Genomic DNA, 23,344 nt, shown 5'->3' with positions numbered 1-23,344 from the left:
TCGGTGATCGCGCCGCTCGGCGCGACCTCGGATCAGAAGATCGAGACGGGATTGACCAGGTCGGCGAGGATCAGCACAGCACCCATCGCGATGAGCCCGATGACCACGACGAACGTGACGGGAATGAGCTTCGCGGCGTCGACGGGTTTCGGTTCGGGACGCCCGGTCAGCCGCGCGAAGACGCGCTTGATGCCGTCCCACAGCGCCACGACGACGTGCCCGCCGTCCAGCGGCAGCAGCGGGATGAGGTTGAAGACGAACAGCGCGATGTTCAGCGAGGCCAGCAGTGCGATCAGCCCCGAGACACGGTTGAGGATCGGTGCATCGGCCGCCGCGACCTCGCCGGCGATGACGCCGGCACCGACGACGCTGAGCGGCCCGTTCGGGTCGCGCTCGTCGCCGGTGACGAGGGTCGCCGCCGTATCCCACACCTTCACCGGCAGCTGCCAGATGATGCCGGCGACCGCGCCGACGTTCTCGACCGCGGCCTGCGAACCTGCCCAGACGGGCTGACGAACGAACTCGACGGTGGGCCGGAATCCGAGGAACCCGACCTCCACGCTCGCGGTCTCGCCGTCGGCTCCGACCTGCTGACCGGTGATCGCGGCGGGCGTCGCCGTGAGCGTCAGCTGCTGACCGTCGCGCTCGACGACGACGGCCAGCTGCTCCCCCGCCGACGCCTGCACGATCTCGGATGCCTCGGCGAAGTCCGCGACAGGAGTGCCGCCGATCGACAGGATCACGTCGCCTGGCTCGAGGCCCGCTTCCACCGACGGCGGTGTGACATCACCCGGCTCGCACGCCGAGGTGGAACTGGCGGGCACGCACTCGGCCAGCGACGCGACGGTCGTCGTCGCCATCTGGAGCCCGATCCCCGACAGCAGGACCGTGAACAGCACGATCGCGAACAGCAGGTTCATGATCGGCCCGCCGAGCATGATCACGACGCGCTTCCAGACGGGCAGCCGGTAGAAGACGCGCTGGTCGTCGTCGCCGGTCATCGTCTCGTCGTTGGCGGCGCGGGCATCCTGCACCATCGTCGCGAAGAATCCGCCGCCCGCACGACCCGTGCGCTGCCCCGACGCCCTCGCCGCCTGCTGCGCAGGAGAGGGCGGGTACATGCCGGCCATCGAGATGTAGCCACCAAGCGGGATCGCCTTCACGCCGTACTCGGTCTCGCCCCGACGTCGCGACCACAGCGTGGGGCCGAAGCCGATCATGTACTGCCCGACGCGCACGCCGAAGCGCTTGGCCGGCCAGAGGTGACCGAGCTCGTGCAGCGCGATCGACACGGCCAGGCCCACGACCAGCAGCACGACGCCGATCACGAAGAGCAGGATCTCCACACGCCCCACGGTACCCGCGCGAGTCTTTGAGTTGGCCGTGACGACATTCGCCGGCGAATTGTTGGTCGCGGGCCCGTGCATCGGCTAGCCTCCTCGCAGGAGGAGCCGTGACGACACGACAGGTCCGCGCCGCGCGCGGAGCGATCGGTGCGCTCGTCGCCGTGCTCCTCGGGGCCGCCGCCCACACGATCGGCGGCGGCGCGGCACCGTCGCCCGGCGTCGTCGCGGCCGTCGCGCTGCTGGCCTGGCCGTTCGCTGTGCTCCTGGCCGGCCGTCGCCTCGCCGGCTGGCGTGTGGCCGCAACGGTGCTGATCGCGCAGCTCTTCCTGCACGTCGCGTTCACGCTCGTCGGCCACGGCACGGCGGCCGTCGCGTCACCCGCGGGCCACCACGGCGCCGTCTCCCTCGCGCTGCTCTCGGGTCCGTCCGTCGCACCCGATGCGTCGATGACCGCGATGCACGTCGTCGCCGCCGCAGCGACCATCGTCGTGCTCTACTCCGGCGAGCGGATGCTGCGCGCCCTCGCACGGGGCATGCGGTCGGTCTTCGCACGCATCGGCGCCATCGCGGCCCCTGTCGCCGGCGGCCCTCTCGCGGCCACGACCGCGCCGGTCACCGCCCCCGCCTTCCTCCTCGCCCTCTCGTCGTTGTCTCGGCGGGGTCCGCCGGCGCTCGCCGCCCGCTGACCCCATCCCCCCGTCGCCGTGCCCTCCTGGCACGCGACACCCCTCCGCCTGGGCGGGCCGCCGTGCCTGCCCGCGCACAGACGACGAAGGAATCACCATGTCCACCACCCACAGCACCGCCCGTGCCCGCAACCGCAGCCGTCTCACCGTCGGCCTGGGCATCGCCGCCGGCGTCGCCCTCGCCGTGGGAGCCCCTCTCGCGGCATCCGCCCACGTCAACGTCACTCCGGGAACGCCTGCCGCCGGCTCGAACACGACGCTCACCTTCGCGTTCTCGCACGGCTGCGACGGCGCACCGACCACGGCGCTCGCCATCGAGATCCCCGAGGGAGTCGCGGGCGTCAAGCCGAACGTGCAGGCCGGATGGACGATCACCGTCGAGGAAGGTGAGGACGGCGTTCCCACGAGCGTGACCTACACCACGGACACGCCCGTCGAGGACGGCTACAAGGCGAGCGTCGCTCTCGACGTGCTGCTCGGCGAGGACACCGCCGGCAGCACGCTCGCGTTCCCGACGGTGCAGTCGTGCACCGAGGGTGAGAACGCCTGGGTCGAGATCGCCGAAGAGGGTGAGGACCCGCACGACCTCGACTCGCCTGCGCCGGTCGTGACCGTCGGCGAGGCCACCGACGACGGCCACGGTCACGGCGAGGAGTCGGAGGAGACCGACGACCACGCCGCGACGGACGACACCGACGGACACTCCGACTCGGCGGACGCGACGGATGCCTCGGCATCGGCGGACGACCCGGTCGCACGCTGGCTTGCCGCCGGCGGCCTGGTGGCCGGCCTCGCGGCACTCGGCGTCTCGCTCTGGCGCACCCGCAAGAGCTGACCCGAGAGGGGCGCCTGGGGAGCGCCCGAGGATCGCCGTCGTCCCACCGGCCTCCGGGACGACGGCGATCCCACTCTCCGAGTGAGAAGATGGAACGCCATGCAGAGCGACCCACCCGCGAACCTCCCCCCGGTTCTGCGCCCCGAAACCCCACCCCGACGCCGTCTCGACGACCTCGTCGACCGCTTCCGCGGCGAACTGCGAGGTGACGCATCCGGCGTCGAACTGACCGGCATCACCCTCGCCACGGCCGATCTGCGTGCCGGCGACGTGTTCGTCGCCGCCCGCGGCGCCCTGCGCCACGGTGCCGAGTTCGCCCAGACCGCGGCGGACAACGGAGCGGTCGCGGTGGTCACCGACGCCGAGGGCGCGGACACCGCCGCCACCAGCGGCCTCCCGGTCGTGGTCGTCGACCACCCTCGCGGGATCATCGGCGACCTGTCCGCATGGGTCTACGGCACCGGACGCGACGACGAGCTGCCGCTGCTGCTGGGCACGACCGGCACCAACGGCAAGACGAGCGTGTCGCACCTGCTCGAGGGCATCCTCTCGCAGATGGGGGTGACCACCGGGCTCTCGTCGACCGCCGAGCGGCACATCGCCGGCCAGGTCGTCGTGTCGCGGCTCACCACGCCCGAGGCCTACGAGATGCACGCGCTGTTCGCGCTCATGCGCGAGCGCGGGGTCGAAGCCGTCGCCGTCGAGGTGAGTGCGCAGGCCATCAGCCGGCAGCGGGTGGACGGAATCGTCTTCGACGTCGCCGGCTTCACCAATCTCACACACGACCACCTCGACGACTACGCCGACATGCGCGAGTACTTCGAGGCCAAGATCCCGTTCTTCCGGCCCGACCGCTCGCGGCGGGCGGTCATCTGCCTCGACTCGGTACCCGGCGCCGAGGTCTCGGCGCGCAGCGAAGTGCCGTTCGTCACGATCGCCACCCCGGCGATCGCCGTCGACCCCGACGTCGCCGCCGACTGGACGGTGACGATCCTCGACGAGCGCCCGTCGGGCACCGAGTTCACCCTGTCGGCGGCCGACGGCCGCTCACTGACCACCGTGGTGCCCGTGATCGGGCCGCACATGGCGGCCAACGCGGGCCTGGCGATCGTCATGATCCTCGAGGCGGGCTACGACTGGGAGCGCATCGCGCGCGCTCTCGACGGGCAGCGCATCCAGGCCCACCTGCCCGGCCGTACCCAGTTGGTGTCGGGCGATCGCGGGCCGGCCGTCTACGTCGACTTCGGACACACCCCCGACGCCTTCGAGAAGACCCTCGCCGCCGTGCGGCGCGTCACGCCCGGCACGGTGCTCATGCTCGTCGGCGCCGACGGCGACCGCGACGCCACCAAGCGGCTGGACATGGGGCGCACCGCCGTCGAGGGCAGCGACATCCTCATCGTCACCGACCACCATCCGCGCAGGGAGAACCCCGAGCAGATCCGCCGCACGCTGCTCGCGGGGGCGCGCGCCGCCCGTCCTGACGGCGACATCCACGAGTTCTCACCACCAGAGCGTGCGATCCTCGAGGCGGTCTCGATGGTCGGCGACGGTGACGCGATCCTCTGGGCGGGTCCGGGCCACCAGGACTACCGCGACATCCGCGGCGAGCGCATCCCCTATTCGGCGCGCGAACTCGCCCGCCGCGCGTTGCGTGCCGCCGGCTGGCCCGTGCCCGATCCCACCTGGCCGGTGCCCTACCCCGACGACGAGACGCCCCTGTCCGACCCCACCACCGCCTGGACCTGAACCGTCCGCGCGCAGGGTGTCCGCGCCGTGGACGTCCTCAGGACGAAGACGACGCGATCGCGCGGTCGGCGGCATCCCGCGCCCATGCCTCGGCCGCCGCGAGCGACTGACGCGTCAGGGTGTCGGGCGCGTCGTGGGCGTCGACGACCCGCTCGATCACGTCCACGATGTCGAGGAAGCCGATGCGACCGTCGTGGAACGCGTCGACGGCCTGCTCGTTCGCCGCGTTGTACACGGCCGGGAACGTGCCTCCGGCGCGACCGACCTGCTTGGCGAGGCGAACGGCGGGGAATGCGGCGTCGTCGAGCGGCTCGAAGGTCCACGCAGTGGCCGACGACCAGTCCAGCGGGCGCCCCACGCCGGCGATGCGGTCAGGCCAGTCGAGCCCCAGCGCGATCGGCAGCCGCATGTCCGGCGGCGACGCCTGCGCGATCGTCGACCCGTCGATGAACTCGACCATCGAGTGCACGATCGACTGCGGATGCACCACGACCTCGATGTCGCCGAGGGCGACGTCGAAGAGCAGATGCGCTTCGATGACCTCGAGTCCCTTGTTGACCAGCGTCGCGGAGTTCGTCGTCACCACCCGCCCCATGTTCCATGTGGGATGAGCCAGCGCCTGGGCCGGCGTCACGTCGACGAGCTCATGGCGGGCCCGACCTCGGAAGGGCCCCCCTGACGCCGTCAGGACGAGCCGCCGCACTTCGCTGCGCCCGCCCGATCGCAGCGCCTGCGCGATGGCGGAGTGCTCTGAGTCGACCGGAACGATCTGACCGGGCTCGGCCCTCGCCGTGACGAGGTCACCGCCGACGATGAGCGACTCCTTGTTCGCGAGGGCGAGCGTGCGACCGGTCTCGAGCGCAGCGAGCGTGGGTCCGAGGCCGACCGACCCGGTGATGCCGTTGAGAACGACGTCGGCGTCGACGTCGCGGACCAGCTGCTCCGCCTCGTCGGCGCCCAGCGCGGTGTGCTCGACGTCGAACTCCGCGGCCTGCCGCTCGACCTGCGCCCGGTCGGAGCCTGCGGCCAGACCGACCACATCGAACCGGCGGGGGTTGGCGCGGATGACCTCCAGCGCCTGGGTTCCGATGGACCCGGTGGAACCGAGGACGATGACGCGCCGCATCCGCTCAGCCTATCCAGCGGATGCCGCGACGCGCCGAACGATCAGGACGATTCGGGCTGCACGCCGAGGATGTCGACGACGAACACCAGCGTCTGGCCGGTCAGGTCGGCGTCATTGATCTCGCCCTCGCCGTAGGCGACCGAGGGCGGCAGGATCGCGATCACCTGCGAGCCGACGGTCTCGCCGAGCACCGCGTCGGCGAAGCCCTGCACCACCCCGCCGTTCGTCGAGAACGTGAACGGCTGACCGCCCCAGCTCTGGTCGAAGACCTCGCCGGTGTCCCATGACACGCCGTGATACTGCACGAGCACGGCGTCGCCCTGCTCGACGACCTGGCCGTCGCCCTCCTTGAGGGTCGCCTTCTCGAACTCGGTGGGGATGTCGCCGTCGGGCAGCGTCACCGACGGGGTGCCGTCCTCGGCAAGCTCGACGGTGGGCATGCCCTCGACGGCCGGCTGCTCCTCGCCCCACGCGGCGTCCGGCACGACGCCGAGGAAGTCGAAGACGTACACCTCGCCGCCGGCGGCGTCCGACGGCGGGAAGGTGGCGACCACGCGCGCTCCAGGCGCGGCGCAGCCGATGATCTGGCCGATCGGGTTCTCGGCCGAGATCTGCGCCGGCAGCACGGGGGTGTCACCGTAGCCGATGTCGCCGAGCTTCTCGCCGGTGTCGGCGCTGAACGCCGACAGGGCATACGACACGAGCTGGCCCGCCTCGACCGGGTCGCCGGAGCCCTCGTCGATCACCGTGCTCTGCAGGGCCGGGATGTCGAGAGGGAACTCGAACGTGACCTCGGACGGTTCGCCGGCGGTTCCTTCGACGGTGACGGCCTCGGACGCCTCCCCCGATTCAGCCACCGCCTCGCACAGCGCGGCATCCGACACGGACGGGTCGGCGGATGCCGGCGACTCCGACGGCTCGGCCGTCGAGGTGCAGCCCGCCAGCACGAGGGCCGTCAAAGCGGCAGCGGACACAGCGGCGACAGAGCGGAAGCGCACAGGAGAACCTCATTCGGAAGTCGGGATGCTCCATCTTTCCGCACTTTTCCTCTGACCCGGCTGGGAACGCGTCATGCCTCCGTCGGCATGAGTCCGCGGGTAGCCTCGACGGATGGCATCCGACGGTGACGCGACCCCCGCGTCCGTCACCCGCATGGGCCTCGCGTACGCGTTCGGTCGCAGGGTGGTGGCACCCCTCGCCCGGCTGGTGTACCGCCCTCGCATCGAAGGCCGCGAGCACGTTCCGCGCGACGGGCCGGTGATCCTCGCGAGCAACCATCTGTCGTTCATCGACTCGATCGCGATCCCGGTCGGCGCGCCCCGGCCCGTGCACTTCCTCGCCAAGTCGAGCTACTTCGACAAGCCCGCCTCCCGCTGGTTCTTCACGGCGATCGGTGCCGTGCCCGTGCAGCGCGGGGCCGGACAAGCCGCGCTGGACGCACTCGACCAGCAGCGCCGCCTGCTCGAGGAAGGCAGCGCGGTCGCGCTGTACCCCGAGGGCACGCGGTCGCTCGACGGGCGGCTGTACAAGGGACGCACCGGTGTCGCATTCCTCGCCCTGCAGACCGGCGCGCCCGTGGTGCCGGTCGGACTCATCGGCACCGCCGAGGTCATGCCCGTGGGCGCGCGGATGCCGTCGCTGCGCCACCGCGCGACCGTGAGGTTCGGCACGCCGCTCGACCTGTCCCATCATGGTCCTGCGACCTCGGGCCGTGCCCGACGCCTGGCCACGGACGACATCATGTCCGCGATCCATGCGCTGTCCGGCCAGGAGCTCGCCGGCGCCTACAACGAGGCCCCCGCACACGGCACGATCGAGCGCATCAAGCAGGCCCTCCCGCACGAGCGGCGCTGAGCACACCGCCTCCCCTGCCCCGTCGAGGGATGGCGGTGTCAGGGCGACGCGGGCGCGACGCGGATCGTCGGCTCGTGGCGCACGGGGAAGTTCACCGAGTTGGCGATGAAGCACCATTCGTTCGCCTGCGCGTGCGCGGCCGTCGCGGCATCCGTCATCGAGGCGTCGGCGACCGTCACCGTCGGGCGCAGCACGACCTCGTGGAATGCGCCGCCGCCGCGGCCGTCCTCGACCATGAGCCCGCTCGCCTCGTCCTCGTAGCCGACGACCACGACGCCGACGCCGACGCACGCGTGCAGGTACGCGAGCAGGTGGCACTCGCTGAGGGCGGCCAGCAGCATGTCCTCGGGGTTCCATCGCGAGGCATCGCCGCGGAACGGCTTGTCGCTGGAGGCGAGCAGGTCGGGTTTGCCGTCGATCGACACCGTGACGGCGCGATCGTAGTCGCGATACCCGGAGGTTCCGGTGCCGCGATCGCCCGTCCAGGTCGTCCGGACGGAGTATCGATGCTCACCCCACATGCGCAACAGTCTGTCACGGCGCCGCGGCGCCGCTCAGCGCTAGGCTGGCCCCGTGCCGCAGACCTTTCCCGCAGCCTCGGCGGTCGAACTCGCCGTCGTCGAGCGGAGTGGCTTCGTCGAGTCGCGCCACATCGGCACGGCCGTCGTCATCGCCCCTGACGGCACTGTCGCCGAGAAGCTCGGCGACACCGGCGCGCTGATCCTCCCCCGCTCGACCCTGAAGCCGTTGCAGGCTCTCGCGTGCGTCTCGGCGGGCGCCGCGCTCGAAGGAGAGCGGCTGGGACTGGCGACGGCCAGTCACTCGGGGACCGACCGTCACGTCGCGGTGGTGCGCGACATCCTGGATGCCGCAGGACTCGGTGAAGACGCCCTCGGCTGCCCTCCCGCGTGGCCGGGCGATCGGGCGGCGCGCGACGAGATGGTGCGCGACCATGCCGAACCCTCGCGCATCCGCATGAACTGCTCGGGCAAGCACGCCGCGATGCTGCTCGCGTGCCGGGCCGCCGACTGGAGTCCCGAAGGCTACCTCGATCCGCAGCATCCGCTTCAGGCCCACATCCGCGACGTCGTGGAGCGGCTGATCGGAGAGAAGGTGTCGGCGACCGCGGTAGACGGCTGCGGCGCCCCGGTCTACGCGATGACCCTGTTCGGACTCGCCAAGGCGATCCACCGCATCGGCACGTCGTCGACGACCTCGCCGTTCGCCCTTCACCGCAGCGCCGGCGCCCTCGTCGAGGCCGTCCGGGCACACCCCTGGACCATCGACGGTCCGGGCCGCCCGGACACCATCGCGATCGAACAGCTCGGCGTGTTCGCCAAGACCGGAGCCGAAGGCGTGATGGTGATGGTCGCCCCCGACGGCACCACGGCGGCGCTCAAGATGCTCGACGGCTCGGGACGCGCCGCGGCGGCGGTCGCCGTTCGGCTGCTCGAGCGCGCCGGCGCCCTCGCACCGTCCGCGGTGGCCGAGGTCATGACGAAGCTTCCGCTGTCCGTCTCGGGCAGCGGTCAGGCGGTCGGCGCTATCCGCCCGGCCTTCTAGCGGCGCTCCGACCCGGAGCCGACAGCGCTCCAACGGCGGAGCGGAAAGGACACACGATGAGGATCAGCGTCCCCACCGAGGTGAAGAACAACGAATACCGCGTCGCGCTCACGCCCGCGGGCGTGCACGACCTCGTCGCGACCGGGCACGAGGTCTTCGTGCAACGCGGCGCGGGCGAGGGCTCGTCGATGCCCGACGCGGAGTACACCGCCGCCGGCGCGACGCTGCTCGACGACCCTGCCGAGGTATGGGCCCGCGCCGAGCTGCTGCTGAAGGTCAAGGAGCCGATCGCGAGCGAGTACGACTACTTCCGCGACGACCTCGTGCTGTTCACCTACCTGCACCTGGCCGCCGACCGGCCGCTCACCGAGCGGCTCGTCGCCGACGGGGTCACCGCGATCGCCTACGAGACGGTGCAGGGGACCACCGGCGGCCTGCCCCTGCTCGCCCCGATGAGCGAGGTGGCAGGGCGGCTCGCGCCGATGGTCGGCGCGGCGACCCTGATGCGCTCGGCGGGCGGTCTGGGCCTGCTGATGTCGGGGGTCCCGGGCACGCGCCCCGCGACGGTCACCGTGATCGGCGGCGGCGTGGCGGGAGCGAACGCCGCGGTCATCGCTGTGGGAATGGGCGCCGACGTGACGATCTTCGACACGAACGTGCAACGGCTTCGCTACCTCGACGACCATTTCCAGGGGCGCGTCAAGACCGCCGCGTCGAATCCGCTCGACCTCGACCGCGCCGTGACGGCCTCGGATCTCGTGATCGGCTCGGTGCTCATCCCCGGAGCGAAGGCGCCGAAGCTCGTGACGAACGACATGGTCGCACGCATGCGGCCCGGTTCGGTGCTGGTCGACATCGCCGTCGACCAGGGCGGATGCTTCGCCGACACGCACCCGACCACGCACGCCGACCCCACGTTCGCCGTGCACGGCAGCGTCTTCTACTGCGTCGCGAACATGCCCGGAGCCGTGCCCAACACGTCGACGTCGGCGCTCACCAACGCCACCCTCCCGTACATCCGCCAGGTGACGCGCCGTGGATGGACGGACGCGCTGCGCGCCGATGCCGGGCTCGCCGCCGGGCTCAACACCGTGGCCGGCGCCGTCGTCAACCCCGGTGTTGCCACCGCGCACGATCTGCCTCTCGCGTCGCTCGCCGACACGCTCGCCTGAGTCGGCGACGGCACGCGGCTCCGCGGAGGACCGGAGATGGATCGGGTCGACACCATCGTGGTGGGCGCCGGCGTCGCCGGCCTGACGGCCGCCCGCCTGCTCGTCGACGCGGGCCGCCGCGTGATCGTGCTCGAGGCACGCGATCGTGTGGGCGGGCGGGTTCACACCGACCGCAGCACCGGACCGGCCACCGATCTCGGCGCCTCATGGATCCACGGTGTCGACGACAGCCCCGTCGCCGCGGCAGCCGAGGCGTTCGGCATGCGCACCGTCGAGTTCACGGTCGGCGGCTATCAGCCCGACAGTCGCCCGATCGCCTACTACGCACCCGACGGCACGCGCCTGACGGATGCCGCCGCCCGCCGGTTCACGAACGACATCCATTCGGTCGACGAGACCCTGCTCGGCGTGATCGAGTCGTCGGCGCCGGATGCCTCGTACCGCGACGTGACCGAGCAGGCGCTTGCGGCCCAGGGCTGGGACGACGACCGCGCCCAGCGGGTGCGCGAATACTTCGAGCACCGCTGCGAGGAGCAGTACGGCGCGTGGATCGAAAATCTCGCCGCGCACGGACTCGATGACGACAGCATCGACGGTGACGAGGTGGTGTTCCCCGATGGCTACGACCGGCTGCCGACACGCCTCGCGGACGGCTTGGACATCCGCCTCGCGCAGGTCGTGTCGCGAGTGGACTGGTCGACCGATGAAGTGACGGTGACGACGCAGACCGGCGTGTTCGCCGCGGCGACCGTCGTCGTGTCGGTGCCGGTGGGCGTACTGCAGTCGGCCGGGTTCGCGATCGATCCTCCCCTGCCCGAGCCCGTCTCGGGTGCGCTGAGCCGGCTGAGGATGAATGCGTTCGAGAAGGTCTTCCTGCAGTTCCCGCAGCGGTTCTGGGATGAGGGGGTCTACGCGATCCGCCAACAGGGTCCCGAGGGCCGGTGGTGGCACTCCTGGTACGACCTCACCGCCCTGCACGGAACTCCGACGCTGCTCACCTTCGCCGCCGGTCCGGCCGCCGTCCAGACGCGCGGATGGGACGAGGCCCGCGTCGTGGCGTCGGTCATGGCGCAGCTGCGCCGCCTCTACGGCGAGAGCGCGCCGGCGCCGACGCGCGTGTGGACCACCGCGTGGCAGGACGACCCGTTCGCCCACGGTTCCTACGCGTACATGACGGTCGGATCGACCACCGCCGATCACGATGCCCTGGCGACGCCGATCGGCGGCGTACTCCACCTCGCGGGCGAGGCGACCTGGACCGACGATCCGGCCACCGTGCCCGCCGCGATGCTGTCCGGTCACCGCGCGGCGTCGAACATCCTCGGTCGCAGCATCCCGATCGAACGGCTCTGGGCGGATCGCTGAGGCGGGTCAGACCCCGCTGTCGACCGACCGCGCCGTCTCGCCGGGATCGTCGGGCACCAGCACCGGCGTCGCGCGGTTCAGCGACTCGCCACGGAAGAACGGACGGGATGCCGGGAATGCGAACCAGAGGAACATGAGCAGCACGCCGAACGCGAGCGCTCCGACGCCGATCACGAAGGTGCCGCCGATGCCGAAGAGGACGGTGTAGCCGTAGTCGACGTCGTACATGTCGATCGCCGACTGCACGAAGGCATAGGTGAGCATGAGCGCGCCCAGCAACGGAAGCAGCCCGCGGAAGACGAACGATCGTGCCGAGGCGAACAGCTCGCGCCGGTAGTACCAGACGCACGCGTAGCCGGTGATGGCGTAGTAGAAGGCGATCGCGAGCCCGAGCGAGAGGATCGAGTCCTGCAGGATGTTGTCGCTGATCAGCGTCATGCCGATGTAGTAGATGCTGGCGACGATGCCCATCACGATCGTCGAGAACGACGGGGTGCGGTAGGCCGGGTGCACCGTCAGGAACCGCCGGGGCAGCGCACGGTAGGCGGCCATCGCGAGCGTCCCGCGTGCGGTGGGCAGGATCGTCGTCTGCGTGGACGAGATCGCCGAGATGAGCACCGCGACCACCAGCACCCACCCGAAGGGACCGAGGAGTCCGTCCTTGACCGCGAGGAAGAAGTCGTCGGCGTTGGCCTCGTTTCCCAGCCCCGAGCCGCTGTCGCCGAGGCCGGCGTACATCATCGCCGCGATGGTGACCGTCACATAGGTGAACAGCAGCAGCACGCACGTCAACAGGGCCGCCAGGCCGGGGATGCGTTTGGGGTCCTTCGTCTCTTCATTGAGGGCGAGGCACGTGTCCCACCCCCAGTAGATGAACAGGGCGAGCAGCACCGCTTCGGTGAACGCGCTCCAGTCGGTGAAGGCGAGTGGGTTGAGCCACTCCCAATCGAACGGGGTCGGGTTCGGCGCCGAGCCGTCGAAGAACTGCCACAGCGCGGCGACGACGAAGATCGCGAGTGCGAGGTACTGGATGCCGAGCAGGACGTTCTGGATGCGCTCGCCGATTTCGACGCCCCGCCAGCTGACCCACGTCATCGTCGCGATGAACACGACCCCCGTCGCGGTCACGAGCGGCACATTCTCGGCGAGAGACCCGTCACCGAACAGCGACCAGAAATAGATCCCGGCGATCTGCGCGAGATTGGCCAGCACGACCATGCCCGCCACCGCGACGCCCCACCCGCCCAGCCACCCCACCCACGGTCCGAACGCCTTCGTGCCCCACGTGAAGGTCGTGCCGCAGTCGGGGATCTCGTTGTTGAGTTCGCGGTACGCGAAGGCGATGAACAGCATCGGGATGAACGCGAGCACGAAGGCGATCGGAGCCTGGCCACCCACGGCGAGCACGACGAAGCCCAGCGTCGCCACGAGGGAGTAGACGGGGGCCGTCGAGGCCAAGCCGATCACCGTCGAGCCCCAGAGCCCCAGCGTCCCTGCTGCGAGCCCTTTGCCCTCCGACCGATCCAGCTGAATCGGGGATGTCACCACACCCTGACGCTATGGGGGCGTGCTCATCCCGGTCAAGACGACTCCGTGACATCTTCCGAGCCGACGTCGGGCTGCGGCAGAACGACGCGCACCGCGTCGGCGCCGGCGTCGATCAGCCAGGCCCGCCCGCGGCCCGGGTGGCAGAACGGCGGCAGGGCCCGGGATGCCGTGAGCACGCGGTACTCCGCGGCGCAGGCCGCGTCGATCGCGAGGTGGTGATCGCCGCGCAGCGAGGCGAGCACCCGCCAGTGTCGCTGCCAGTCATCGGCGTCGCCGTGGACGAGCACCCGCCCGTCGGCGGTGACGGTGGGGTCGGCGACGTACTCGTCGAGTGAGACGACGCGCACCCCGCCCGTCCGCCACGCGGCCAGCGCCGCGCGCGAGGTCGGCCCGGGACGGCCGACCCATCCGGTGAGGGGGGCACTCGGATGCCACGGCGAGGGCGGGCCGGCGAGCGCGACTGGTCGGCGCGGCGCCGTCGCGACCTGGACCGCGATGCCGTCCAGGCGCGCGCGTCCGGGCGGGGCCCCTGCAAGGTAGTGCTCGGAGGATCCACCGGCGGCCACGTGGTCTGTTCGCGAGGGCAGCGGAAGCAGCAGGCGGCGCGGCAGCAGGTCGAGCACCCGCGCGACGGGTCCGGACGGGCGCCGCGCCGAGGCCACGACGAGCGACCCGGTGGCGCCGGCGGTGCGCGCCAGATGCTCGAGCCGCTCCCGCAGCTCCTGCGCGTACTCGGGCGGGAACCCCGCAAGAAGCGCGTCGAGGTCGTCGATCGCGACGACGGTGCCGCGGTCGACAGGAACGTCGGTCGCCCGGCACACCGCGTCCCACGCCTGCTCGAGATCGGCGGGAACCCGCACGAGACGATCGGCCTGGGCCGAGATCACGTCGATCACCGTCGTCAGCCCCGACCCCGCGCCGCCGACGACGGCCAAGCCGCGGTCGGCGAGCGTGAGGCCCGCCGTGACCTGACGCTGACGTTCGGGTTCATCAGCGAGTCCCAGAGCGATCTCGTCGTCGGCACGGACGAGGTCGGGCAGTTCGACCCTGCGCGGCAGCGGAGGAAGCCAGGTGCGAGGCGCGCGCTGCCCCGCAGCGCGTTCGATGACACGCGCGATGTCGTCGGCATCAGCCCGCGCGACGCGCACCCGCTCGGGGACGGCGTCGCCCGCACGGCGCACCAGGGCGACGCCCCGGCCGGCCACGCCGCCGGGGATGCGCGCGGCGGCATCGCTGCCGACCACGGTTCGGCTGTCGACGGGGTCGGCCACGCGCAGGCTGAGCCGAAGCGGCACGTTTGCCAGCAGACGCTCGCGGACGACTCCTGTCACGCGCTGCGTGCCCAGGACGAGGTGGATGCCGAGGGCACGACCCCGTGCGGCGAGGTCGGTGAACATCACGTCGAGCTCGGGATGATCGGCCAGCAGCGCCGCGAACTCGTCGACGACCACCACCAGTCGAGGAAGCTCGACTCGCGGATCGAGGATGTCGCGGGCTCCGGCGTCGGCGAGCGCGCCTTCACGTCGACGGATCTCGGCACGCAGGCTCTCCAGCGCCCGGCGCGCCCCGCCGCCGTCGAGGTCGGTGACCACGCCGACGACATGCGGAAGACCCGCCAACGGCTCGAAAGCGCTGCCGCCCTTGAAGTCGGCGAGCAGGAAAGTCACCTGCGTGGTGCTGTGCATCGCGCACAGGGCGACGATCCAGCTGATGAGCAGCTCGCTCTTTCCCGATCCCGTGATGCCCGCCACGATCGCGTGCGGGCCGTCGGCGACGAGGTCGACGAGTGCCGGGCCGTCGTCGCCGATTCCGAACGCGACCTCGAGTGCGTCGCGCCCTTGCGTGGCCCGTGATGTCGCCGGCAGCGACGACAGCGACAGCGAAGCGGGCGGGGCCGCGGTGACGCCGAGTGTGCGCTCGGCCCGCGCCGCCAGGTCGCGGGCGATCCAGACGGCCTGCTCCATCGCGATCGCCTCGGGAACGACCACCCGATCGATCCCGGCCTGCGACACGACCGCCGTGCCCGGAGCGTCGACCCGTACGACCACGGCGCACCGCGCGGGTCGGGCTCGCGATGAGTCCGCGCGCGCGATCACGAGGTCGGCGTCCGCCGTCGCCGCGAGCGCGAGCGTCGACCCCTCGGCGACCAGCCGATGCGGCAGCTCCGCAGCCCAGGCATCCCCACCGCGCAGCGGCCCGACCAGCCGCACAGAACCCGGCGCCGCGGTGAGGGCGAGTTGCAGGACCAGGGCCCGGTGGACCGCAGCGGCCGCCACCCCCTGCCCCACGACGACCACGCCGTCGCGCGGGTCGACGACCACGGGAGCGCCGTCGAGCACCGACGCGCGCGCGCGCAACGACGTGGACTCCTGGTCGCCGCGCCCGCCGGCGACGGTGATCGACGACGCGACCTCGCCGGCGCCGATCACGAGCCCTCCGACCTCGCGCTCGCGCCAGACCGCGTCGCTCGCCGTCACGGCGCCCGCGACGTCGGGATGCCGCAGCCACCGGGCGGCGCGCTCACGCGCGTGTCGCGCCTCGATCTCGGCGGCCACCCGACGGCGGGCTCCGGCCGCAGCAGAGTCTGCACGGCGACGGCCGGACCGTGTGGCCCGGCGGTGGTCGAGCACCGACGCGAGCGCGATGAGCGGTCCGAGCGCGGCGAGCCACAGCGTGAGCATCGACCCGGTGACCGCCCACAGCACCACCGCGCCGACCATCGGGACGGTCGAGGCGACGAGCGGCAGCGGCGGGCGCGCCGGCGGCTCCCACGCATCGGGCAGGACGAGCGGCTCTGCGGCGTCGAGTGCGGTGGTCACACCCCTATGACAGCCTGTGTCCGCCGGCATCCGCTCGATGAGAGCGGACCTGTGGATCGATGACGCGGAATCGACGCCTGTGGAGGGGCGGAGTGCCGGTCAGGACGCCGGTGCGCCCGGCGTCTCGCGCAGGGCGACATCGAGCACGATGATCGTGATGTTGTCGCGTCCGCCGTTCTCGAGTGCGGCCTCGAGCATTGCCGTCACAGCGGCAGCCGGATCGGGGTTCTCACCGAGGAAGTGGAGGATCCCGTAGTCGGTCAGCTCCTTGGTGAGTCCGTCGGAGCAGATGACGAATCGGTCGCCGTCGACGATGTCGATGCGCACGTAGTCAGGGGTCACCCCTTCGGTGGGACCGACCGCGCGGGTGATCACGTTGCCGTACGGGTGGTTCTCGGCCTCTTCCGGACTCAGGCGGCCCGCCGCGACGAGTTCCTGCACGACCGAGTGGTCGGTGGTCACCTGCACGACCGATCCGTCGCGGACGAGGTAGACACGGGAGTCGCCGATGTTGAGCGTCACCCAGTGCGGCTCGTCCCCGTCGACGTCGAGGAACACGCCGGTGACGGTCGTCCCGGTGCCCTCATCGGTGGTCTCCGGATGAAGGGAGATGTCGGTGACCGCGGCGGCCAGCGCATCCTCGATGGCGTCGGTGCTGACCTGACCGCTCTCGGCCACGGCACGCAGGCGGTCGACGGTGCTGGCGCTGGCGATCTCGCCCCCGAGGTGGCCGCCCATCCCGTCGGCGACGACGAACAGCGGGAAGGCCGTCATCACGGCGTCCTGGTTGACGTCGCGGCGGCGCCCGGTGTCGGTGGCCGCGGCCCACGAGAGTTCGAGCTGCCCACCCGGCACCGGGATGCTGCGGGTCTGGGTGGATACCTCGGGCACGCCCTGTCCTCCCGTCGGCCGGTTGCGTCACCACCCGGCCGTCTGGCGGGTCGGCGTGCTCACATCCTAGTGCCACCCTCGGGATCGCCCTCGGACGGCGCGGCGATCGGCACGCGCGAGGTCACCGGCTCGCCGGCGACCAGCGGTGCCACATCGGGGTCGCTGTCGTCTTCGAGCGGCGCTTCGAATTGGGCGTTGTAGAGCCGGAAGTACGCTCCGCGCGCGCGCAGCAGCTCGTCGTGCGTCCCCTGCTCGACGATCGATCCGTCCTCCATCACGAGGATGAGGTCGGCATCGCGGATGGTCGACAGCCGGTGTGCGATGACGAACGCGGTGCGGTCGGCGCGCAGCCTCGACATCGCCCGCTGGATGAGCAGTTCGGTGCGGGTGTCGACCGAGCTGGTCGCCTCGTCGAGGATCAGGATGCGGGGGTCGGCCAGGAACGCCCGGGCGATCGTCACGAGCTGGCGCTCGCCGACGCTCAGGTTCGTGGCATCGTCGTCGAGTTCGGTGTCGTAGCCGTCGGGCAGCGCATGGACGAAGCGGTCGACGTACGCCGCGGTCGCGGCATCCACGATCTCCTCCTCGGTCGCACCGGGGCGGCCGTACGCGATGTTCTCGCGGATCGTGCCCGCGAACAGCCACGTGTCCTGCAGCACCATGCCGGTGCGCGAACGCAGATCGTCACGGGTCATGCGGCGCGTGTCCACGCCGTCGAGGGTGATCCGGCCCCCGTCGACGTCGTAGAACCGCATGATCAGGTTCACGAGCGTCGTCTTGCCCGCGCCGGTCGGCCCGACGATCGCCACCGTGCTGCCCGGCCGTGCCGCGAGCGAGAGGCCCTCGATCAGCGGCCTGTCGTCGACGTATCGGAACGCCACGCTGTCGAACTCGAGGTCGCTTGCGTCCTCCGGCGCCGTCCGGGAGGGATCGTCGTCAGGGGTCTGCTCGGGCTCGTCGAGCAGTTCGAACACGCGCTCGGCGCTTGCGACGCCGGACTGGAGCAGATTCGCCATCGATCCGAGTTGGCTCAGCGGCTGCGTGAACTGCCGCGAGTACTGGATGAACGCCTGCACGTCGCCGATCGACAGCAGGCCGCCCGCGACCTGGATGCCGCCGACGACGGCGATCGCGACATAGACGAGGTTCCCCACGAACATCATGGCGGGCATGATGATGCCCGAGACGAACTGGGCGCCGAAGCTCGCGCGATACAGCTGCTCGTTCTCGGCGCGGAAGTCGCGCTCGGCCTCTTCCTGGTGTCCGAAGGTCTTGACGATCGCATGGCCCGAGAAGGTCTCCTCGACGCGGGCGTTGAGGATGCCGGTGGTCTTCCACTGCGCCACGAACAGCTTCTGCGAACGGCGGGCGACCACGATCGTGATGGCGATCGTGAGCGGGATCGTGACGAGCGCGATGACGGCGAGCAGGGGCGAGATGATGAACATCATCACCATGACGCCGACGACCGTCAGCAGCGAGACGATCACCTGTGACAGCGTCTGCTGCATCGTCTGGCCGATGTTGTCGACGTCGTTGGTGACGCGGCTGAGCAGCTCGCCGCGCTGCACCCTGTCGAAGTACGACAACGGCAGCCGGTGGATCTTCTCCTCGACGCGCATCCGGAGCCGGTGCATCGCGCGCTGCACGACACCGTTGAGGATGCGCGCCTGCAGCCAGCCGAAGATGCTCGCGCCGATGTAGATCGCCAGGACCGCGATCATGATCCCGCCGAGCGCATCGAAGTCGATTCCGGCGCCCGGGGTGAACTCCATCGCCGCGAGCATGTCGGCCTGCTCCTGCTGACCGTTCGCGATGAGGCCGTCGACGACCTCCTGCTGGGTCGCGCCGGCAGGCACCTGCATCGAGATGAATCCGGCGAACACGATGTTGGTGCCCTCGCCGAGCACTTTGGGCCCCATGACGCTCAGCGCGACCGACAGCACACCGAGCACCAGCACCACGATCAGCCGGGGCATATCGGTGCGCAGGGTGCCGAGCAGCCGCTTCGCGCTCGGTCCGAAGTTCTGCGCCTTGGCTGCGGGCGCCTGCATCCCACGCCCCATCGGCCCACCCATCGGGCGCCCGCCGCTCACGCCGCCTCCTCCGCCGCGAGCTGCGATTCGACGATCTCGCGGTAGGTCTCGTTCGACTCCACGAGCTCGTCGTGCGTCCCGATGCCGACCATGCGGCCGTGATCGAGCACGATGATCTGGTCGGCGTGCTGGATCGTCGACACGCGCTGGGCGACGATCAGCCGTGTCGCCGTGGGAAGCTCACGGTCGAGCGCGCGCCGCAACGCGGCATCGGTGCTGAGATCCAGCGCCGAGAACGAGTCGTCGAAGACGTACACGCTCGGCCGCTTGACGAGCGCCCGAGCGATCGCGAGGCGTTGGCGCTGACCGCCCGACACGTTCGTGCCCCCCTGCGCGATCGGTGCCTCCAGGCCCTCCTCGGAGGAGCGTACGAAGTCGGCCTGCGCGATGTCGAGCGCCTCCCACAGTTGGTCGTCCGTGGCATCCGCATCGCCGTAGCGCAGGTTCGAGCCGATCGTCCCCGAGAAGAGGAACGCGCGCTGCGGGACGAGACCGATCCGTCGCCACAGCTCGTCGGGGTCGTAGTCGCGTACGTCGAGACCGTCGACCCGCACCACCCCGGCGGTCACGTCGAACAGCCGTGGGACGAGGCCGATGAGGGTGGACTTGCCGGCACCGGTCGAGCCGATGATCGCGGTGGTGGTCCCCGGCTCCACGGCGAAGCTGATGTCCTGGAGCACCGGGTCCTCGGCTCCCGGGTAGGCGAAGTCCACGTGTTCGAACTCGACCCGCCCGAGCGGCGCCGGCGCCGACGCCGCCGCGGTCGGCGCCGTCACCGACGGCGCAGTGTGGAGCACCTCGCCGATGCGGTCGGCGCACACGGCCGCGCGCGGGATCATGACGAACATGAACGTCGCCATCATCACGCCCATCAGAATCTGCATCAGGTAGGTGAGGAAGGCGAACAGCGTGCCGATCTCGACACCGTCGTTCTGCACCTGGAAGGCACCGAACCAGATGACCGCGACGCTCGACAGGTTCAGCACGAGCATCACGGCCGGGAACATCAGCGCCATGAGGTTGCCCGCCCGCAGCGCGGTCTCCATCACCGAGTCGCTCGCGGTTTCGAACCGGGCCCGCTCCTGGTCTTCGCGGACGAAGGCGCGCACGACCCGGATGCCGGTGAGCTGCTCGCGCATGATCTGGTTGATCCGATCGATGCGCTTCTGCATCCTGGTGAAGGCGGGCACCATGCGCCACACGATCAGACCGACGATCACCAGGAGCACCGGGATCGAGACCGCCATCAGCCAGGAGAGACCGGCATCCTGGCGGATGGCCATGATGACGCCGCCGATCGCGAGGATCGGCGCCGAGACCATGAGCGTCGCCGACACCTGCACCAGCATCTGCACCTGCTGAACGTCGTTGGTGTTGCGGGTGATCAGCGAGGCCGGACCGAACTGGCCCACCTCGCGCTGCGAGAACGCGACGACACGCTCGAACAGATCGCCGCGCAGATCGCGGCCCATGCCCATCGCCAGGCGTGAACCGAAGTAGACGGCCACGATCGCACACACGATCTGCACGACGCTCACGAGGAGCATCACCCCGCCGGTGCTCCAGATGTATGGGATGTCTCCCTTGACGACGCCCTCGTCGATGATGTCGGCGTTGAGCGTCGGCAGCAGCAGCGAGGCGATCGACTGGGAGAGTTGGAAGACGACGACGGCGACGATCAGCGCCCACGCAGGACGCAGATAGCGCACGAGAAGCTTGCCGAGCACGGTCGTCGTTCCTCTCGATCGGTCAGGCGGCCGGGTCGCGCGGCAGCGGGAAGATCCGGTCGATCTCGGCGAGATCGTCGGACGTGGGCGCCCATGCCGTCGCCGCGGCGGCGTTCGATCGCACCTGCTCGGCCGACGTGGCACCCGCGATGACACTGGCGAGACCCTTCTGCGCAAGCAGCCAGCCGAACGTCGCCTCGAGCATGGTGATGCCGCGATCGTCGCAGAAGGCCGCGTACGCGTCGAGCGCGTCCCACGGCGCGTTCTGCCAGATCTCGGGCCGCTGCCGCATGATCCGGGTGTCGGACGGAGCGTGTTCGCGCGAGAACTTGCCGGTGAGCAGCCCATTGTGCAGGGGGAAGAACGGCAGGAAGCCGAGGTCGTACCGACGCACGGCGGGCAGCACCTCGCGTTCGGCTCCGCGCGCGAGCAGGCTGTAGTGGTTCTGCGCGGAGACGAACCGCACACCGCCGCGCTCCGCGGCGGTGAACTCGGCTTCGGCGATCTGCCAGCCCGGCAGGTTGGAGTGGCCGACGTAGCGGATCTTGCCCTCGCGCGTGAGGTCGGTGAGCACGTCCAAGGTCTCGGCGATGGGCGTGTCGGGATCGGGCGTGTGCAGCTGGTAGAGGTCGATCCAGTCGGTGCGCAGGCGTGTGAGGGATGCCTCCACCGCCCGACGCACATACGCCCGCGAACCCTTGGCGCCCGAGATCGGGTACCCCATGTCGCGGCCGGAGTGGCCGAACTTCGTCGCGAGCTGGACGCGGTCGCGGCGTCCCTCGAGGGCCTGTCCCATGAGGCTCTCCGACACGCCGGGTTCCGCGCCGTAGATGTCAGCGGTGTCGAGGAGCGTCACCCCCGCGTCGATCGCGGCGTCCAGAACGGCGCGCGTACCCTCCAGGCTCTCGGTCGGGGCGCCGGGGCGGCCGAAGTTGTTGCAGCCGAGGCCCACCGCCGAGACGAGCAGACCGGAGGCGCCGACTCGGCGCAGGGGCAGGTCAGAGGTCATGGTTCCACGTTATCCCGACGCCAGACGGCGGCCCCCGCGAGGGGACCGCCGTCTGGCGTGATCGGAGAGGTTACGGCTGCTTGGGCGGCTCCGGCGCCGACGGGGGCTCCGTCGACGGCGGCTCCGGTGCGGCCGGCGGCTCGGGTGCCGCGGGCCAGCCGGCAGCCGGCGGCTGCGTCACCGGCGGCTCCGGCGCGGCCGCGGGAGCGGCGGGCGGTGCCGGGGGCGGCGTGTAGCCGGCGGGCGGGGGCGGGGGCGTCTGGCCGGCCGGAGGCTGGTAGCCGGGCGCCGGGGCGCCGGCGGCGGCTGCATCCGGCTGAACCGGGATGCCCTGCCAGACGGTCGTGTCCTTGAGGAAGCTGTTGCGCCACGGCGAAGGCTTGACGGCGGCATTCCAGCTCTCCTTGCCGAAAGCGAGGATTCCGAGCCAGATCAACGTACCGACGCCGGGAATGAGCCACAGGAGCAGCCACGGCCAGTCCTTTCCGAGCTTCAGTCCAATGCGCCATCCCGCGAGAACCCATGCCGCAAGCCCGACGAGCGAGAACAACCAGCCGATGATCGGGATCTGGCCCAGGAGCGCGGCAGCGACGATCGCACCGAGCATCACCCACGGAGACAGGTCACCGAGCTTGGCGGCGATCAGCGAATTGTAGACAGGCACCCACGCGCGCCACTTGCCCTGTACCCCGGCCTTGTCGAAGACCTTCATCAAGAACCAAGCGCCGATGACGTATCCGGCGATTGCGAGAATGAAAAGGATTGGCAGCAGCACGAGCCAGATGGCCAGCCAAGCCCCGTAGCCGTCGTAGTACTCCATGCACGACCTCCATGAGTCGATGTAGGGAACGCGTCGGGACACGTCCACGGGGCATCCGCCCGCTCGACACATGCTAGCGAGGCGATCCGTCGCGTGTCAGCACCCGTGTCGGAGCGGCGGGAAAGGAAGCCACCGCGCCGCGGATACGCTGGCGGCACGTCCCCGGAGGTGACCCATGTCCAACCCCACTCCCCCGCCCCTGCCCGATCAGCCCGCCGACGAGGCCGCCCGCGCGGCGCAGCCGCCGTCGGCGGCGACCGCACCGGAGCCCACTCGCCCCGCCTACGACCCGGCGACGGACCCCGACGACACCGGCGTGCCGCAGTCGCTGACAGACGACGCGCAAGAGGTCGGTCGAGGGTTCATGCGCGCGCTGTTCGACCTGTCGTTCCGCACGTTCATCACGCGGCGCCTGGCGAGCGTCTTCTACCTCGTCGGCCTCATCGCGATCGGCATCGGCTTCCTGGTGTACTTCATCGGCGGCATCCTCAACGGCGTCTCGGCGCTCTGGTACAACCCCGGCGGCGGCATCGCGCTGATCGTCGCGACCGTGGTCCTCGTGCCGATCGCGACGCTGCTGCTGATCATCGCCCTCAGGTTCGTGATCGAGGGCGTGGTCGCCCTCATCGCGATCGCCGAGAACACCGAGCGCACCGCCGAGCACACCCGACGCTGAACGCCGTTCCACCCCGTCCCCCGTCCCCCTACCCCCCTTCCCCCTCGTCGAGCGGACGAGTA

At 70.9% G+C, this 23,344-nt stretch carries 19 protein-coding genes; 8 read left to right on the top strand and 11 right to left on the bottom strand.

What is annotated here, in order from left to right; all coding sequences use genetic code 11:
* Positions 1-32: 32 nt before the first annotated feature.
* Positions 33-1,346 (bottom strand): M50 family metallopeptidase, encoded by a 1,314-nt coding sequence (locus ABD663_RS06280; protein ID WP_344737090.1) that lies wholly within the window; start codon positions 1,344-1,346, stop codon positions 33-35.
* Between the two features lie 107 nt (positions 1,347-1,453).
* On the opposite strand from ABD663_RS06280, the gene ABD663_RS06275 reads away from it, so the two are divergent.
* The 3 genes from ABD663_RS06275 to ABD663_RS06265 all read left to right on the top strand — a co-directional run bounded on the left by ABD663_RS06275 (position 1,454) and on the right by ABD663_RS06265 (position 4,616).
* Positions 1,454-2,032 (top strand): hypothetical protein, encoded by a 579-nt coding sequence (locus ABD663_RS06275; protein WP_344737089.1) that lies wholly within the window; start codon positions 1,454-1,456, stop codon positions 2,030-2,032.
* A gap of 97 nt (positions 2,033-2,129) precedes the next feature.
* Positions 2,130-2,867, top strand: a complete 738-nt coding sequence (locus tag ABD663_RS06270) for a YcnI family protein (RefSeq protein ID WP_344737088.1) — start codon at positions 2,130-2,132, stop codon at positions 2,865-2,867.
* Between the two features lie 99 nt (positions 2,868-2,966).
* A complete protein-coding gene (locus tag ABD663_RS06265; protein WP_344737087.1) occupies positions 2,967-4,616 on the top strand; it encodes a Mur ligase family protein in 1,650 nt (549 codons plus the stop codon).
* Between the two features lie 37 nt (positions 4,617-4,653).
* Here ABD663_RS06265 and dxr read toward each other — a convergent pair whose 3' ends face one another.
* Together dxr and ABD663_RS06255 are read right to left on the bottom strand one after the other, a co-directional pair.
* On the bottom strand, positions 4,654-5,742 hold the full coding sequence (dxr, locus tag ABD663_RS06260; protein ID WP_344737086.1) for a 1-deoxy-D-xylulose-5-phosphate reductoisomerase: 1,089 nt from the start codon (positions 5,740-5,742) through the stop codon (positions 4,654-4,656).
* A gap of 41 nt (positions 5,743-5,783) precedes the next feature.
* Positions 5,784-6,740 carry an FKBP-type peptidyl-prolyl cis-trans isomerase gene (locus ABD663_RS06255; RefSeq protein ID WP_344737085.1) on the bottom strand — a complete coding sequence of 319 codons (957 nt, stop codon included), beginning with the start codon at positions 6,738-6,740 and terminating at the stop codon, positions 5,784-5,786.
* Positions 6,741-6,852: 112 nt separating this feature from the next.
* Here ABD663_RS06255 and ABD663_RS06250 point away from each other — a divergent pair, with 112 nt between their 5' ends.
* Positions 6,853-7,596 carry a lysophospholipid acyltransferase family protein gene (locus ABD663_RS06250; RefSeq protein ID WP_425561766.1) on the top strand — a complete coding sequence of 248 codons (744 nt, stop codon included), beginning with the start codon at positions 6,853-6,855 and terminating at the stop codon, positions 7,594-7,596.
* A gap of 38 nt (positions 7,597-7,634) precedes the next feature.
* Here ABD663_RS06250 and ABD663_RS06245 read toward each other — a convergent pair whose 3' ends face one another.
* Positions 7,635-8,117, bottom strand: a complete 483-nt coding sequence (locus ABD663_RS06245; protein WP_344737084.1) for an OsmC family protein — start codon at positions 8,115-8,117, stop codon at positions 7,635-7,637.
* 52 nt (positions 8,118-8,169) lie between these two features.
* Between ABD663_RS06245 and ABD663_RS06240 the strand changes: the two genes are divergently transcribed.
* From ABD663_RS06240 to ABD663_RS06230, 3 genes are read left to right on the top strand one after another with little or no spacing between them, the layout of a single operon-like run.
* On the top strand, positions 8,170-9,159 hold the full coding sequence (locus tag ABD663_RS06240) for an asparaginase (RefSeq protein WP_344737083.1): 990 nt from the start codon (positions 8,170-8,172) through the stop codon (positions 9,157-9,159).
* Between the two features lie 56 nt (positions 9,160-9,215).
* Positions 9,216-10,331, top strand: a complete 1,116-nt coding sequence (gene ald, locus ABD663_RS06235) for an alanine dehydrogenase (RefSeq protein ID WP_344737082.1) — start codon at positions 9,216-9,218, stop codon at positions 10,329-10,331.
* A gap of 36 nt (positions 10,332-10,367) precedes the next feature.
* Positions 10,368-11,696 carry a flavin monoamine oxidase family protein gene (locus ABD663_RS06230; RefSeq protein ID WP_344737081.1) on the top strand — a complete coding sequence of 443 codons (1,329 nt, stop codon included), beginning with the start codon at positions 10,368-10,370 and terminating at the stop codon, positions 11,694-11,696.
* A 6-nt stretch (positions 11,697-11,702) separates the two neighbouring features.
* Here the strand turns inward: ABD663_RS06230 and ABD663_RS06225 are convergent, their stop codons facing one another.
* From ABD663_RS06225 to ABD663_RS06195, 7 genes are all read right to left on the bottom strand, one after another.
* Positions 11,703-13,244, bottom strand: coding sequence for an APC family permease (locus tag ABD663_RS06225; RefSeq protein ID WP_344737080.1), 1,542 nt, complete (start codon positions 13,242-13,244; stop codon positions 11,703-11,705).
* A 32-nt stretch (positions 13,245-13,276) separates the two neighbouring features.
* Positions 13,277-16,063 (bottom strand): FtsK/SpoIIIE domain-containing protein, encoded by a 2,787-nt coding sequence (locus tag ABD663_RS06220; RefSeq protein ID WP_344737079.1) that lies wholly within the window; start codon positions 16,061-16,063, stop codon positions 13,277-13,279.
* A gap of 99 nt (positions 16,064-16,162) precedes the next feature.
* Complete coding sequence (locus tag ABD663_RS06215; protein ID WP_344737078.1) at positions 16,163-16,954, bottom strand: PP2C family protein-serine/threonine phosphatase; 792 nt, start codon at positions 16,952-16,954, stop codon at positions 16,163-16,165.
* Positions 16,955-17,013: 59 nt separating this feature from the next.
* Complete coding sequence (locus tag ABD663_RS06210) at positions 17,014-19,032, bottom strand: ABC transporter ATP-binding protein (protein WP_344737130.1); 2,019 nt, start codon at positions 19,030-19,032, stop codon at positions 17,014-17,016.
* A gap of 14 nt (positions 19,033-19,046) precedes the next feature.
* Complete coding sequence (locus tag ABD663_RS06205; protein ID WP_344737077.1) at positions 19,047-20,777, bottom strand: ABC transporter ATP-binding protein; 1,731 nt, start codon at positions 20,775-20,777, stop codon at positions 19,047-19,049.
* Between the two features lie 22 nt (positions 20,778-20,799).
* On the bottom strand, positions 20,800-21,786 hold the full coding sequence (locus ABD663_RS06200) for an aldo/keto reductase (RefSeq protein WP_344737076.1): 987 nt from the start codon (positions 21,784-21,786) through the stop codon (positions 20,800-20,802).
* Between the two features lie 70 nt (positions 21,787-21,856).
* Positions 21,857-22,606, bottom strand: a complete 750-nt coding sequence (locus ABD663_RS06195; protein WP_344737075.1) for a large exoprotein — start codon at positions 22,604-22,606, stop codon at positions 21,857-21,859.
* A gap of 175 nt (positions 22,607-22,781) precedes the next feature.
* Here ABD663_RS06195 and ABD663_RS06190 point away from each other — a divergent pair, with 175 nt between their 5' ends.
* Entirely contained in the window at positions 22,782-23,282 is a 501-nt protein-coding gene (locus tag ABD663_RS06190; protein WP_344737074.1) for a DUF4282 domain-containing protein, read from the top strand.
* Positions 23,283-23,344 lie beyond the last annotated feature (62 nt).

This window comes from Microbacterium awajiense, assembly GCF_039536545.1.
GTDB lineage: Bacteria > Actinomycetota > Actinomycetes > Actinomycetales > Microbacteriaceae > Microbacterium > Microbacterium awajiense.
Note: the sequence above shows the minus strand (reverse complement) of the source record. Positions and strands in the feature narration are given on the sequence as shown.